Here is a 14,704-nt window from a genome sequence, read left to right on the forward strand (position 1 = left end):
AATTTATTTAATCTTTTAACAATGATTCAGTTAAAAGCACTAAAAAAGCCGAACCAAAATATGGTTTGACTTTTTTAGTTTTTGAGACAATTCTATTGTATTTATTTTAGAACTGTTTTATTTTCTCTTCTTTTAGAAATGATATCTTAAAGAAGTGTTGAATGTACGTCCAGTGATTGGGAATGATCCAAATTGGTCAGTATCCTGAATTCCTCTCTTATCAAATGCGTTGAAAACGTTTGCTCTAAAAGTAAGCTTATTTTCTCCAATACTAAAGTCATAAGTAACACCTAAGTCAACTAATTCAAAAGCATCTAAAGTTGGGAAGTTTCTAGTTTGTGGTGTTCCATCAAAATCTCTATCATTTGAATAATGATTACTGTAGTACTTAAAGTTTACATCAGCAGATAATCCTGAAATGATTCTTGCTTTAGCTGTAGCACCTGCAGTAAATTGTGGAGCAGTAGTAATTTTTACACCATCTCTATTCACACCATTCGTTGAAGAGATTAATACGTTTGTATCATCATTGTAAACCTGAACATTACTGTTTCCTTTAAATTGCCAGCTACCAGCAGAAACAAATCCTCTTAAGTCTAACCAATCTGTTGGTCTTGAATCTAATTCTAATTCAACTCCTCTGTGTACTTGACGAACTCCTCTTTCAAAAACATTGATATTCGTTTCAGAACCATCAGTATTTGTAATTGTTCCTCCAGATAATAATACTCTATTATCCCAGTCAGTGTGGTAGAAGTTAAAGATTGCTCTGAATACGCCAGGTACTTCGAATTGGTAACCTGCTTCAAATCCAGTGATTTCTTCGTTATCAACTTCTGGTTGTACTAGCGCATTAGATCTACGGATGTTTGTAAATACGTTATCTAAATATGGCTGTCTTGAATAGTGACCTGTGTTAAGGTATATTTTGTGATCTTCTGCAAATTCATATCCTAAACCAGCTTTTAAGTTGTAACCAATTTTGCTTAGGTTGTCGGACTTTCCTAAATCTCCCTGAAAACGTCCTTCTCTTTGATACGTTTGGTTAGAAACTGCTCCTTGGAAGAATGCAGAGAATCTATCTGTAGAGTACTCACCTTGAGCAAATAATCCTTGGTATGTAATTGTTTCAGAGTAGTCATAATCAAGTCTATCACCTTCATCAGCAAAGTTAAATAATGCTGCCCATGGATCTGGATTATATTCTGTAGTATATGATACTCCATCCTCTTCCCAAGCTGTCAATCCATATAAATTAGCTACTTGACGGAAGTGATCTCCTACATAATATCTTAAGTCTGTACCTACGTTAAACGCAAAGTTTTCATTTACTTCATGGTTAAAGTTAGATACGATTCCGTACCAAGCGTGGTTGTTCATAGAAGCTCTACGGATATAACCAGGACCATCATCTCCTCCCGTTGCTACACCTATAGCTTGATTTGACTGTTCAATTGCAAAATAATCAATCTGACCATTTGGGTCTCTAAGTCTACCATCACCTCTTGGCCCAGTTCCACCTCCACGTCCCCATGAAGCGTATAATACTGTAGATAAATCAGATTTTTCACTGATATTCCAGTCCCAGTTAATGTTCATTACTGGCTTATGGTAAAAGTTTCTTCTTTCTGAATCGATATCAGAAGTATAATTATTTCCTTGTAAGTTTGAAGTATAACCCCAATGTTGGTTAAACTTAGGATCGTTTAAGGTAGTTTCAACTCTTTGAGACCATTTTTGTCCGTGGTACTGTGGTGCTCCTGTGATTAAGAAGTTGAAGTTGTGTCTTTCGTTTGGCTTATATCCTACAGAGAAGAAATAGTTTTGTCCTTGTCCAAAAGTTCCTTCTGCCCATCTTCTGTGTGCTTGCCAGTGGTCAATTAATACAGAAAAAGCCCAACCTTTTTCGTTGACACCTGTATTGTATTCAGCAGTTCCTTTGAAGTAACTATCGTTACCTGTTAAGAAACGTACAGATCCACCTTTTTTCTTTTCAGCAGCTTTCATTACGATGTTTACCGTACCACCTACAGAAGAGATTGCTAATTTAGAAGCTCCTAAACCACGTTGTACCTGAACCGCATTTGCGATATCTGCCATTCCTGCCCAGTTACTCCAGAATACACGTCCGTCTTCCTGTGCGTTGATTGGCTGACCATTTAAAAGTACAGCAGTGTTTGTGTCATCAAAACCTCTTACTAATAATCGTCCGTCACCAAATCCAGTTTGTCTAGAAACGAATACAGAAGGAGTATACTTGATAATTTCTGGTAATTCAACATTACCAACTGCTCTTTCTTGAATTTCTCTTTTCTTAATAGTAGATACAGCGATAGGAGTTTTTCTATCTTCGGCTAAATCGATAATTCCGCTACCTACAATAATTACCTCATCGAGAGAGTTGTTTGAAACTAAGGTAATAGTTCCTAAATCTTTTGTTCCTCCACTAACATTGAAAGTAACTGATTTAGTATCATACCCAATGTATGACACCTGAATAGTTCCTGATGCAGAGTTTACGTCTAGAGAAAATTTTCCATCAAAGTTGGTTGATGTTCCATTGGTTGTCCCTTTTACAACTACACTAGCTCCTGGAAGTGGTCCTGATTGATCCACTACAGTACCTGTAATTGTTCCTTGAGAAAAAGCAACTGATGTTACTAAGAACATCGCTACTACAAAAAACAAATTGTTAAACGTTTTCATAAGTTTTATTAGTTTATTTAATGCCGCAAAAATCGGGTTTATTGTGCATGCATATATTAAGCGAATGTTAAATGTTTTAACATTATACCAAATTTACATTTTTAACCTATTTGATTGTTTTGCAGCGAATTAAGATATAAACTAAATTATTAACATTTATTTTCTGCTTTTTTTGAAATATTCTAAAAGATTTGTAGTAGAAGCATCATGTTCCGCAATTTCAGAATTCTTAATGTCTGTTAAAATTTTTGTTGCCAATTGTTTTCCTAGTTCAACTCCCCATTGATCGTAACTGAAAATATTCCAAATAACACCTTGTACAAATATTTTGTGTTCGTATAAAGCAATTAATGCACCTAAACTTTCTGGTGTAAGTTTGTCTATTAAAATAGTATTTGTGGGTTTGTTTCCTTCAAAGATTTTATACGGAAGTAGTTTTTCTATTTGAGAAGCTTCCATTCCTTTGGCTGTCAATTCTGCTACGACTTCTTCTTTTGTTTTTCCGTTTAATAAAGCTTCGGTTTGTGCAAAGAAGTTTGCCATTAGTTTTTCGTGATGCTCCTCATTTCCATGCAATGAATGTATATATCCAATAAAGTCAGCCGGAATGAGTTTGGTTCCTTGGTGAATTAATTGAAAAAATGCATGTTGCGAATTGGTTCCTGGTTCTCCCCAAATTAATGTTCCTGTTTGATAGTTGACACGGTTTCCTTTTCTATCTACACTTTTACCATTGCTTTCCATGATACCTTGTTGTAGATATGCTGAAAAACGATGTAAATATTGTGTATACGGAATAATGGCTTCACTTTCGGCATCGTAAAAATTATTATACCAGATGCTTAATAAAGCTAATACTACTGGAATATTTTGATCAAAAGAAGCTGTTTTGAAATGTGTATCCATTTCATGTGCTCCTGTTAATAGCTTTTCAAAATTATCATACCCTGTAGCTAAACTTATAGATAAACCAACGGCACTCCATAAAGAAAAACGTCCGCCAACCCAATTCCACATTGGAAATACATTTTCTGGCGCAATACCAAATTCATTAATTTTCTCCAAGTTTGTCGAAACGGCTACAAAATGTTTTGCCACAGCTTCTTCAGAAGCATGCGATAAAAACCATTCACGAATGGTCATAGCATTGCTTAAAGTTTCTTGCGTGGTAAAGGTTTTTGAAACAATAACAAATAAGGTCGTTTCTGGAGGTAAGTTTTTAATCACTTCTTGTACATGATCGCCATCTACATTGGATACAAAGTGCACATTTAAGTGATTTTTGTAATGTTCTAATGCTTCTGTAACCATTGCTGGACCTAAATCAGAACCACCAATTCCAATATTTACAATATCAGTAAATGCTTTTCCTGTATGTCCTTTTTGATTTCCAGAAATAATAGCTTCTGAGAATTCTTTTATTTTTTGTTTGACTTTATATACTTCCGGAATGACATTTTTACCATCTACATATACTTCGCTGCTTTCTTTTTCGCGCAAAGCTGTATGCAACACTGCTCTACCTTCTGTTTCATTAATGATATCGCCGCCAAAGTATTTTTCTATGTTTTCTTTCAGATTGACCTCAGCTGCCAATTCCAATAGTAAATCCATCGTTTCCTGAGAGATACAGTTTTTTGAATAATCTACATAAAAGTCTTTCCATTGAATGGTAAAACGATCTGCTCTTTCAGAATCTGTTGTAAAATAATCTTTTAGCGCAAACGATTTCGTTGCATAGAAATGCTCCTGAAGTCTTTTCCAAACTTCAGTTTCTGTAGGGTTTATGTTTGTCAACATGATGTGTTAGTTTATTGCAGTTATTGGTGCTTCTTCAATCGGAAGCTCTATTTTTATGCCATCTATTTGAACTTTTAATGGCTTAATATATTCTAAGTAAGATTCTTTAAGCGATGCATCTATTGGGTCTGCATCAGGTAATTTTTGTTTGAATGGATCTACTTGGCTTCCATTTTTCCAAAAACGGTAACAAACGTGTGGTCCAGAAGTATTTCCTGTCATTCCAACCCAACCAATTACGTCTCCTTGCTTTACAAATTCACCCACTTTTACTTTGCGTTTTTTCATGTGCAAATATTGAGTTGTGTACGTACTGTTGTGTTTTACTTTTACATAGTTTCCGTTTCCTCCTCTACGAGCAGATTCTACCACAACTCCATTGGCTGTAGAAATGATTGGTGTTCCTATTGGCGCTGCAAAGTCAGTTCCTTTGTGTGGTCGGATACGATTTCCGTATAGCTTGATGCGTCTTCGTAAGTTGTATCGTGATGAAATGCGTACTTGTTTGTAACGTACAGGTGCTTTTAGGAAAGCACGACGTAAGTTTTTGGCATTTTCATCGTAAAAATCTACAATTTGCTTTACACTATCCGTCTCAAATTCAAAAGCATAAAACGGTTCTCCATTGTGTTTGAAATATGCTGCGTGGATTTTGTCAATTCCCACGTAAGTGGTATCGTTTATATATTTTTCAGTATACACCAATTTAAATTCATCGCCTTTTTGCAGTCTAAAAAAGTCAATCGTCCAGGCATAAATATCAGACATATCATAGGCAAGTCGCTGACTTAAACCAGCATCATCTAACGAAGCAGACAAAGAACTCAAAATAACTCCAGAAGCTTCTTTTTCTACAATTTTTACAGGTTTGCTTTCTGTGTAGGCGTTGATAGAGTCTTTGAAATTTATGACTACATAATCGACACTATTTTCTTGATAGATAAAACATTCTGGTCGTTGCAAGGAATCTCCTTTTGTACATAAAAGTGTATACGGTTTTCCTGCCACCAGTTTACGAATGTCAAAAGTATCTTTTGTTTTTTCAGCTATTTGAAAGATTTTGGAATAGCCAATATTGTTTTTTTGTAAAATTTCACCGAAACTATCACCACTTCTCACCGTATCTCGTACAACGACATAGTCATTTAGATGAAAACCAAATTCCATCGGATCAGGAGCTGGCGCTTCAATCTGCACGATTTCTTTTTCGTTTTTCTTTTCTCCCGAACACGCATAAAAACCTGCTAGTAAGAGCGTAAATAGTATAATTTTCCCTATTCTCATTGTTTCCTTTCTGTATTGAAGATATGGTCTACCCATTCTTTTCCCCATTCGCTTTTTTCATTTTCGCTCCAAATTTCGGGAAAAAAGATCACTTTTTGAAAACTTGGAGGCAAGTATTCTCTCCAATTTGTTCCGCCAGTGGCTTTAACAGTCTTTTTTTCACGTCTTAAATAGCGATATGCCGAGCCCATGTGCATGAGTGGCCAATTGACATTTGCATTGAGATCTAGCTGTTTGAGTGCTTCAATAAGGTTTTTGTTTTGTTTTATCTGTTCTGGCAACGCTAAATAACGGTGATATATTGTGCTTTGTTGTACTTCAGCCGCAATTCTCATGAAACGCGGTGTGTATCGATACTCAAATTGTTTGAGTGTTAAGGTTTTTTCTCCTGTTTTGCTGTCGGTTGCTCCTTTTTTCCAGTAGATGTTTTCATAAAGATCGTCTAAACTGTCTGCCGCAGAAAATTGATCGCGTAGTGTGTGATGCACTAAGTTTTCCATTGGTGTTGCATACAATTCAATCATTCTGTATTGTGCCGATTGAAATCCGCTTGCAGGCAACAAAGACATTCGATAGTTTAAGAATTGTTCTCTTTCCATACCATTGATCATGATTTCGAAAGATGAAATTAACGCCTTAAAGTAGTTGTTTATTCTATGAATGCGCTCTGTAAAGAATTTTGCCGTTTGATCTTTATCATCAATGATTTGCTTTTGCTCATGTATGATGAGTTTAAAGTACAACTCTGTAATTTGATGATACATGATGAAAATTTCTTCATCAGGAAAAAAGGTACGCGGTATTTGTAGACTTAGTAAGGTATCGAGGTGAATATATTCCCAATACGTTAGGTATCGTTGGTGTAATAATCCGTCAAGATACGAACCTAAATCTTGTCCAGAATTTGTATATTTTTTATCTAATTTTTCAATTCGCGCTGCAATTTCTGGGGAAATTTTCATCTGCTTATTTTTTATTTTAGGAATCTTGTCAGATGCAATTTGCCAAGGACCACTTAGTCATTGGCAAAGAGTGTTGGATTCATAACACGCTAGTCTACAACAATTTTAAAAGGATGTTTGAGTCCTTTGAAAGCATCTAAATCCGCTTTTAATGAACCTACCGCAAGTTTTGCTTTGATACGAATTGGAACTTTATTCTCGTCATCAGAAACCCAAAGTGTTAAGCTTTCGCTTTCTTTAAATACACGTCCTGCTTGCACATATGGTCTGAATTTTAGACACGGAACTTTTCCAAATTTAGTTCGCATTGTTTCTCTTCCAAGGAATTTTAACTTGAATTTGAAGTTTTCCTTATCAAAAAACATATTGAGCACTACTTCATCACCTTCTTTTATGTTGGATACATCATAATTGTTGCGAAGATAGTAAAAAGCAGAAACCATGTCTTGCACATTTTTTTCAATATCAAATTCTGATTTTGTTTTGTGCTTTTTATTATTGACAAGTGCTTTTTCTTTTTTATAGTTAAAATCGATCTCAACGTCCTTTGTATGTCCGCCTTCATCAATTTTACGTATGAATTTATATGGTTTTCCAGTGTTTTTGTCAAAATAGCTTTCATAATTGTCGTCTACTTTGAAAAAGATACTAGCAAATCCTGTCGTTTTTCCTTTCCCAACGACATGGTATACGCTTTTTCCATTTAAGTAATCGTCTTTTACTTCAAGTGTTGCATAGCTGGCATTTATGAATCCGTAGTGAATTCTAAATTTAAACCATTCGCCCGTTTCAAATGCGGCGTCTTTTTTTTGTGCTTGTCCTACGAAACAAAATAACAGTAGGCAAATTATAGTAAGTGTTCGTTTCATGTTCAATATATAGGTTTGTAAAAATAATAAAATACTTGTTACTTCTCTGTTAATTTATGTTAGCATTACAATTACTATTCCAAAAAAAAATTAAATTTTTGTTAATGTTAGGGAAGTCAGCTTTTCCTTAGATGTTTTTTTATTTTTAAGGCGCTAAAGCTGACGATTGCTCGTTTCTATTTTTATGACAGCTTGTAACTATTAAAAATTACGAGCGACACATCATCGTATTCAGTTTTTATATTGTATATTTCTGATCAATTTTTGAGCCGACTTCTTACAAACTAGCACTATCATGAAAAGCATTGTTTGCACACTACCAATTACTCGAATTCAGGCACGATATTTTAGCCTATTTACGGTATTTTTGCTTGTTTTTAATCTTGCATTAGCACAAGAAAAGGACAGTATTCACGACACTCTTGTTTCCTCAAAAATGCAATCATTTATTTCTGAATCTGATTCTATTGATGAGATTGAAGAAATCATTGTAGACACATATTACGATCAAGATTTTGATTTAGGCTTGGCGTATTCTAAGATATATTTAAAAAGAGGTAAAAAAGAAGAGAACGATACAATTCGGCTTTTTTCTAATTCTCATATTGCACGGAACTCTTATTATTTAGCACAATATGAAGACGCGTTAAAAACTGCCTATGTAGCTACAATTCTTTCTGAGAAATTAAAAGATACTGCCAATATTGTTTCCAATAATGTAACGCTAGGGAGTTCATTTTATATTCTAGGTGATCTCGATAATGCTTTAAAAGCCTATCTCAGAGGAAAAGAATTGGCTTCATTGGTTGGAAATACATCTGATGAAATTACCTGTCTGAATAATATTGCTAATATTAACGCCAAACTAGACCAACAGGAAAGCGCACTTGAAAGTTATAATTCTATTTTAAAATTACTTGATAAGGAGGAAAAACCGCTTTCTGAACGATCAAAGAATATATATTTAAGCGCACTTCTAGGCAAGTTATTATGCCATGCAGAATTGAAACAATTTGATGAAGCAAAAGACACCTATGAAATAGGAATGGCCATCGCTGAAAAAGAGGAAATATTGGTTGCAAAAGGACGTTTTACCGTCAATTTGGCAAATATGCATTATATAAAAGGGGAATACCTAAAAGCCTTAGATCTTTTGAGACAAGGTAAAAAAATGCTTGATGCTTCCAGCTTACAAAATAATATATACATTACCGATTATTATATTGCACGAACCTTAAGTAAGTTGGAGCGATATGAGGAAGCTATTACTTTGATTGACGATGTTTTTGAACGTGTTGGAGATAATACGTTGACTGATAAAATTGAGGAAATGTATGATTTGGCTATTGAAATCTCAAAAATTCAAGGCAATCAAGATAAACTGGTTCACTATCTCACTATATCAGATGAAATTGATGATAAAAAACACGAAAGGGAAAAGGCTGCCCGAGAGTTATTATTTGATAGTAGTATAAAAGAGCAGATACTAAAGAATGAAAAACTAGAAAATGAGAATTCACAAACGTTGGTAGATAAAAAAATCATCATGGCAGTTTCTATCATTCTAGTTTCAATTTTATTACTGATTTTTTTGTCGTATCACAGAAAAGCCAAATTAAAAGAGCAAAAGTTTTTAGCAATTATTGACGAAATTTCTAAGAAAACAGCTTTAAAAAAACCTGAAAAGACTCAAAAACCTCAGAATTCTTCCACGATTAAAGATGAAAAAGCCAATGCAATTTTAGAAGAATTGGAAACTTTAGAAGAAACTCATTTTTATCTTTCATCCGATGTAACTTTACATACTACAGCAAAACTTTTGAATACAAATACTACGTACTTATCCAAAGCATTAAATGCTGTAAAAAAACAAACTTTTAGCCAGTACTTAAACAAGCTCCGAATCGACTATGTGTTGATAAAACTAAAAGAGGATGCCGTATTTAGATCGTATACGATTCATGCTATTTCCAAAGAAATTGGCTATAAAAGTGCTACAACCTTTATTAAGGAATTCAAAAACAAAACGGGCTTAAACCCATCGTATTACATCAAAAAAATTGAAAGCTAGCGCATTTATTTTGATTAAATTTATAAATATGATTACACTTGTGTTGTAGTGAATATTAAAATATTCATACTTTGTTTTTAAGTATAACTTAAAACTATATTGTTATGAATTCGAAACTTTTCACACTTACAGCACTTTTTTTGTTTTTTATTATAAAAATAAATGCCCAAAATGACATCTATCCAACTCCAGATATTCCAATAAGTAATGTGTTAGATTTTACATTATTGGTAGAAGATACAGCAAACGGTCAGGATTTTCAATTACTAACCGATGATCAGTATTCTGTGTTGCCGTATAATGATCTCTTTTTTAAGATTGATCTTCAGTACAGATCTGAAATTGATAATGTAACTTTTTACAGATTGGCATGTAGTTTTGACCGACCACCTTCGTTTCAAGATCCTAACGCACCAGATCATTTTTTCGGAATTACAAATCCTGTACTTATTCCGCCTGTTCGAAAAAAGAAAGGTGGCAAATTTGAGCAAGTAGATGAAATATTAAGACCTCTTGGAACGTATCCTTATTTAGCGAAAGCTGAATATGTGATTCGACCTACTATTTATAAAGTTACTGTGAAGTTATTAGAGTATGCTAATTTTACCGATTACATCAATAATTCTCCTCATTATACTGTAGGACCAACAGCAAGTTTTATTTTGTTTGCACAAAACAGTCCAAATCCAACTTCAGAAAGAAGTACTTCAGATGCTTTTTCTGTAACAACATTTCCAAACCCAAGCACAAAATTTGTAACATTTAAATATACACGCGAAGCTTCAGAGAATACAATTTCAGCACAGCTTCCATTAAATGTTGTTATTTATAACGATAAAGGAATTCAGGTAAGTCAGCATACATTGACGAGCGCCAAAACAAAAATAAATAGTATTTACTACAATTTAGATACCTCACATTTACAAAAAGGAAGTTATTATTTTCAACTTTTGCACCGTGGTAAAACTCAAGTCAAAACTATTGTAAAACAGTAGTCTTTTTTATGGTTAAACAAAGAAAGTCATCTATATGTTTATGTAGATGGCTTCTCTTCTCAAAAAAGAGAAAACGCTAAAACATTCTTAAAATCAACAGCTTACATTAAGAAAACTTTAAGAAAGCAACTACAATTTTATTTAAATTTATAAATATGAACACCTGTAAGTTGTAACACATATTGAAATATTCATACTTTACTTTACGTCTAACTAAAACTATATTGTTATGAATTTAAAACTATTTACACTTACAGCACTTTTCTTATTTTTTGTCGTAAAAGTAAGCGCTCAAACCGCTGATCCGGTTGTGCCAATTCCTATTGATAATATTATTGATATTGATTTTTCAGTAACTGACGGCATCAATGGACAACACTATGCAATTACTACTGCCGCAGAACATGCCGTACGTAGTGGAGATAATTTTATATTCAAAATAAACCTTAACCACAACTCTCAAGATAGTACAGTTCATTATTTTGGAATACAGTATACACTTGAACGCTTGTTTGCTGATGGAACGCGAGAAATTATAAGAGGTATTACTGCACCTGTATTGATTCCGCCTGTGAAAAAGAAGAATGGAAATTTTGAGGTTAGAATTCACGATATTAGAGCAGAAGCATATCCGTTTTTAATTCATGGAACGCATACTTTACAGAATATTAGGTATGAAATAAAGATGAACTTAGTAAAATATGATTCAAGAGCCGATTATATAAATGAAACTAATAATTATACTCGTATAGAGCCTGCCATAAATTTTATTTTGGATGCCAGCAATTTTCCGATACCAGGAGATGTTGTATCGCTAAGAACGTATCCAAACCCAAGTATTGATCATGTTATTATTGAACAAACAACTATTGCAACAGAAAATACAATTGCACAAAACTCACCTTTGGAAGTTGTTATTTTTAATGATAAAGGAATTAAAATGAATCAGCTTTCATTGGCTCACAATAGTAAAAAAGCGAACAGCACTTTGTACACTGTTGATGTTTCACACTTACAAAAAGGAATGTACTTTTTTCAGTTCTCACAAGGAAACAACACTCAGGTAAAAACAGTCATAAAAAAATAGCCGCTACCAACTATTAACATAAAAAGTCATTCACATCATGTAATTGAGTGACTTTTTTAAAAAAAAATTGTTATGAATTCAAGAATTTTCACACTTATACCCGTATTCGTATTGTTTTGTATTGCAAAAGCATTTACACAAAATACGCACGCCAATGCATCGCCTAGTACCGTTAACATTATCAACATGACTTTATTAGCAGAAGATTCTACAAAAGGACTGGAATTTAAGTTCCAAACAGATGATGTGTATTATGCGACACCTGATGCTTCTATTAAGTTGCTTATTGAATTAGATTACCAGTCTCAACTAAAGGACACTTCTTTTTTGGGAATACGATACGCTTTTAAAGAAAAGGATAACAGCTTACCTTCTGGACTAACACATGGAATTACAGCACCTGTATTAATTCCTCCCGTGAGAAAGAAAAGACCTAATGAATATAGACCTAGTGGCGAGCCAAATTATCCGTTTTCCATAGACACTAATCTTCACCTAGCAACCAAAACATATACGGCTACAATTACCTTGTATAAATACCGTGATATTGACGATTATATAAGTAATGGGAATAGTAAAGAAATAGCAGAATATACATTTGATATCATTGTAAGTTCGCAAAACTCAACTCCATTAGCGAGTAGAAACTTGGAGAATTCTATGTTGGTAAAAACCTATCCCAATCCAAGTGCAGATCATATTATTATTGAGCAAATGAATACTACAGCTGCCAATACACCTTTGGAAGTCGTTATTTTTAATGATAAAGGGATCAAAGTTCGTCAATATCGTTTGACAAGTACAAACAATGCTCCTTACAATTTGAACATCTCACATTTACAAAAAGGAATGTACTTCTTGCAATTGTCTCAAGGAAATAAAACTCAGGTAAAAACTATTGTAAAAAAATAGTTTTACACACGGTTACTACGAAAAGTCATCTGCTCGATCTTCATAGATGACTTTTCAATACACAGCTTATTAAAAACAACAAAGCTACTCTTTCCAAAAAAACCGAAAACCACCTAATTGACTTAAAAATCAATTTTTTATGAATCAAAAAACACCATTGTTATGAAACTAAAACTTTTTGTATTTACAACACTATTAGCATTCTTTTTTATCTTAAAAACAACTGCTCAAAATAGTACAGCACCTGCAGACAACGACTTTATAGATATCAATTTAAAGGTAACTGACGGCTCTCAAAATCAAGATTTCAAAATTAGCACAGAGAGCAAACACTCTTTACCCAATAAAACCAATATTGCTTTTAAAATACATCTTGATTATTTGTCGACCGAAGACACCACAAGTTATTTAGGAATACAGTATGAAATTTTTGAACGATTAGTTGATGGATCAGTAGGTGGAACGCTCAAAGGACTTACCGCTCCAGTATTAATTCCTCCTGTTAGAAAGAAAAAATCAAGAGTTGAAAATAAAGATAAATCATTTCCTTTTTCCATTATTGATACCACACAAATAGCAGCAAATATGAGGTATAAGATAGTCATGAACATCGCAAAGTTCGATTCTCAAGATGATTATGAAGACCACAAAAACAACAATAATAATACAAACTATGAGATCATATCTTTAATAAGTTTTGATATTAATACATACACTGCCAACGCAGAAAGAGATCCTTTTTTAGTGACTATTTCTCCTAATCCTGTTACTGACTATATTACTATTCAGCACACGAAAACTAGCATTGAGAAAAGCTTGTTACCAAAAGTCACTTTGGAAGTCCGTATTTTTAATGACAAAGGCGTCAAAGTGAGTGAATATAGTTTGACAGATACAGAAAATGCGCCTTATACTTTAGATATTTCGCAGTTACAAAAAGGAGTTTATCACTGTCAACTTTCAAACGGAACGGAAACTCAAGTCAAGACCATTGTCAAACAATAGTTTTCACTCTTTAATTATTACGAAAAGTCATCTGCTCGATCTTCTTAGGTGGCTTTTCAACACATCGCTTATTTAAAAAAGCAAAGCTACTCTTCTATAAAAAACCGCTTGATTGATTTATAAATCAATTTATTATTAATCAAAAAACGTTATTGTTATGAATTTAAAATTTTTCACACTTACAACGCTATTCTTTTTTTTCATTGTAAAAACAAATGCTCAAACCTCAACGACGGCTCAGTACAATAAAATAGGCATTACACTATCTGTAGAAGATAGTATTTCTGGAGGTCAAAGCTTTAAATTAACTGCACAAGATGAATATTTAATTTTCCCTTACCGTTCCACATTTTTTGAAATAGATTTAGAGTATCAATCTACAGAAGATATTGTAAGTTATTTTGGCATCCAATATAAGTTATGCAAAATGAACGAAGGCATTATTGGCGAAATTGTACGAGGAGTTACTGTGCCTGTCCTTATTCCACCTGTTCGAAAAAAGAAATCTGGTTTTGAAGCTGGCGCAAGAATCGGTGGGCGACAATATCCTCATAAAATTTACACTCGATATGTTACAGAATACACAGATTATTTTGCCAGAATCATATTGGTAAAGTATGATTCTAGACAAGACTATTTGGACGAAACAAACAATTTTCAAGAAATAGATACTGTTGAGTTTGATTTAATAAGACATACGAATGATAATCTACTGCTAAATTCTCCAGAATCTTTTACTGTAACGACACATCCAAATCCTATTACGAATCAAATAACGATTACAACACAAAATGCTCCATCACCACAAGCACCTATGGAAGTTGTTATTTTTAATAATAAAGGAATTAAAGTTAGCAATCATACGTTGGTTGTTTTTGAAACTACAGAAAATAGTATTTCATACAATTTAGACACCACACATTTACCAAAAGGAGTGTATTATTATAAATTTAAACAAGGAACTAAAACGCTAGTCAAAACCATTATAAAAGAATAATTACGGATTGTCACTA

11 protein-coding genes are annotated in these 14,704 nt (G+C 33.4%); 6 read left to right on the forward strand and 5 right to left on the reverse strand.

Annotation, left to right across the window (positions count from 1 at the left end):
* Nucleotides 1-132 precede the first annotated feature (132 nt).
* From Q0845_RS03670 to Q0845_RS03690, 5 genes are all read right to left on the reverse strand, one after another.
* Complete coding sequence (locus tag Q0845_RS03670) at nucleotides 133-2,706, reverse strand: carboxypeptidase-like regulatory domain-containing protein (protein ID WP_298509334.1); 2,574 nt, start codon at nucleotides 2,704-2,706, stop codon at nucleotides 133-135.
* A 156-nt stretch (nucleotides 2,707-2,862) separates the two neighbouring features.
* Nucleotides 2,863-4,506, reverse strand: a complete 1,644-nt coding sequence (gene pgi, locus Q0845_RS03675) for a glucose-6-phosphate isomerase (RefSeq protein WP_298509337.1) — start codon at nucleotides 4,504-4,506, stop codon at nucleotides 2,863-2,865.
* A gap of 6 nt (nucleotides 4,507-4,512) precedes the next feature.
* Nucleotides 4,513-5,790 carry a peptidoglycan DD-metalloendopeptidase family protein gene (locus tag Q0845_RS03680; protein ID WP_298509340.1) on the reverse strand — a complete coding sequence of 426 codons (1,278 nt, stop codon included), beginning with the start codon at nucleotides 5,788-5,790 and terminating at the stop codon, nucleotides 4,513-4,515.
* The gene (locus tag Q0845_RS03685) at nucleotides 5,787-6,752 is read right to left on the reverse strand and encodes a tryptophan 2,3-dioxygenase family protein (RefSeq protein ID WP_298509343.1); all 966 of its coding nucleotides are present in this window, start codon (nucleotides 6,750-6,752) and stop codon (nucleotides 5,787-5,789) included. The genes Q0845_RS03680 and Q0845_RS03685 overlap by 4 nt, the downstream gene beginning before the upstream one ends.
* Nucleotides 6,753-6,841: 89 nt before the next feature.
* Nucleotides 6,842-7,621 carry a DUF3108 domain-containing protein gene (locus Q0845_RS03690; RefSeq protein WP_298509346.1) on the reverse strand — a complete coding sequence of 260 codons (780 nt, stop codon included), beginning with the start codon at nucleotides 7,619-7,621 and terminating at the stop codon, nucleotides 6,842-6,844.
* Between the two features lie 295 nt (nucleotides 7,622-7,916).
* Between Q0845_RS03690 and Q0845_RS03695 the strand changes: the two genes are divergently transcribed.
* The 6 genes from Q0845_RS03695 (at nucleotide 7,917) to Q0845_RS03720 (ending at nucleotide 14,688) form a co-directional block, all read left to right on the forward strand.
* Nucleotides 7,917-9,692 (forward strand): helix-turn-helix domain-containing protein, encoded by a 1,776-nt coding sequence (locus Q0845_RS03695; RefSeq protein ID WP_298509349.1) that lies wholly within the window; start codon nucleotides 7,917-7,919, stop codon nucleotides 9,690-9,692.
* Between the two features lie 104 nt (nucleotides 9,693-9,796).
* Nucleotides 9,797-10,687: a T9SS type A sorting domain-containing protein gene (locus Q0845_RS03700; protein WP_298509351.1), complete on the forward strand. Its 891-nt coding sequence runs from the start codon at nucleotides 9,797-9,799 to the stop codon at nucleotides 10,685-10,687.
* Nucleotides 10,688-10,916: 229 nt separating this feature from the next.
* Complete coding sequence (locus tag Q0845_RS03705) at nucleotides 10,917-11,774, forward strand: T9SS type A sorting domain-containing protein (protein WP_298509354.1); 858 nt, start codon at nucleotides 10,917-10,919, stop codon at nucleotides 11,772-11,774.
* A gap of 72 nt (nucleotides 11,775-11,846) precedes the next feature.
* A complete protein-coding gene (locus tag Q0845_RS03710; protein WP_298509357.1) occupies nucleotides 11,847-12,686 on the forward strand; it encodes a T9SS type A sorting domain-containing protein in 840 nt (279 codons plus the stop codon).
* Between the two features lie 162 nt (nucleotides 12,687-12,848).
* A complete protein-coding gene (locus tag Q0845_RS03715) occupies nucleotides 12,849-13,691 on the forward strand; it encodes a T9SS type A sorting domain-containing protein (RefSeq protein ID WP_298509361.1) in 843 nt (280 codons plus the stop codon).
* Nucleotides 13,692-13,848: 157 nt separating this feature from the next.
* Nucleotides 13,849-14,688 carry a T9SS type A sorting domain-containing protein gene (locus Q0845_RS03720; RefSeq protein WP_298509365.1) on the forward strand — a complete coding sequence of 280 codons (840 nt, stop codon included), beginning with the start codon at nucleotides 13,849-13,851 and terminating at the stop codon, nucleotides 14,686-14,688.
* The last annotated feature ends 16 nt before the right edge of the window (nucleotides 14,689-14,704 follow it).

Origin of the sequence: uncultured Kordia sp. (genome assembly GCF_947489565.1) — a bacterium.
Taxonomy (GTDB): domain Bacteria; phylum Bacteroidota; class Bacteroidia; order Flavobacteriales; family Flavobacteriaceae; genus Kordia.

Bases quoted from the DNA above. Each gene is read 5' to 3' on its own strand.
- Q0845_RS03670 (WP_298509334.1), bottom strand. From the start codon at position 2,706: ATGAAAACGTTTAACAATTTGTTTTTTGTAGTAGCGATGTTCTTAGTA.
- pgi (WP_298509337.1), bottom strand. From the start codon at position 4,506: ATGTTGACAAACATAAACCCTACAGAAACTGAAGTTTGGAAAAGACTT.
- Q0845_RS03680 (WP_298509340.1), bottom strand. From the start codon at position 5,790: ATGAGAATAGGGAAAATTATACTATTTACGCTCTTACTAGCAGGTTTT.
- Q0845_RS03685 (WP_298509343.1), bottom strand. From the start codon at position 6,752: ATGAAAATTTCCCCAGAAATTGCAGCGCGAATTGAAAAATTAGATAAA.
- Q0845_RS03690 (WP_298509346.1), bottom strand. From the start codon at position 7,621: ATGAAACGAACACTTACTATAATTTGCCTACTGTTATTTTGTTTCGTA.
- Q0845_RS03695 (WP_298509349.1), top strand. From the start codon at position 7,917: ATGAAAAGCATTGTTTGCACACTACCAATTACTCGAATTCAGGCACGA.
- Q0845_RS03700 (WP_298509351.1), top strand. From the start codon at position 9,797: ATGAATTCGAAACTTTTCACACTTACAGCACTTTTTTTGTTTTTTATT.
- Q0845_RS03705 (WP_298509354.1), top strand. From the start codon at position 10,917: ATGAATTTAAAACTATTTACACTTACAGCACTTTTCTTATTTTTTGTC.
- Q0845_RS03710 (WP_298509357.1), top strand. From the start codon at position 11,847: ATGAATTCAAGAATTTTCACACTTATACCCGTATTCGTATTGTTTTGT.
- Q0845_RS03715 (WP_298509361.1), top strand. From the start codon at position 12,849: ATGAAACTAAAACTTTTTGTATTTACAACACTATTAGCATTCTTTTTT.
- Q0845_RS03720 (WP_298509365.1), top strand. From the start codon at position 13,849: ATGAATTTAAAATTTTTCACACTTACAACGCTATTCTTTTTTTTCATT.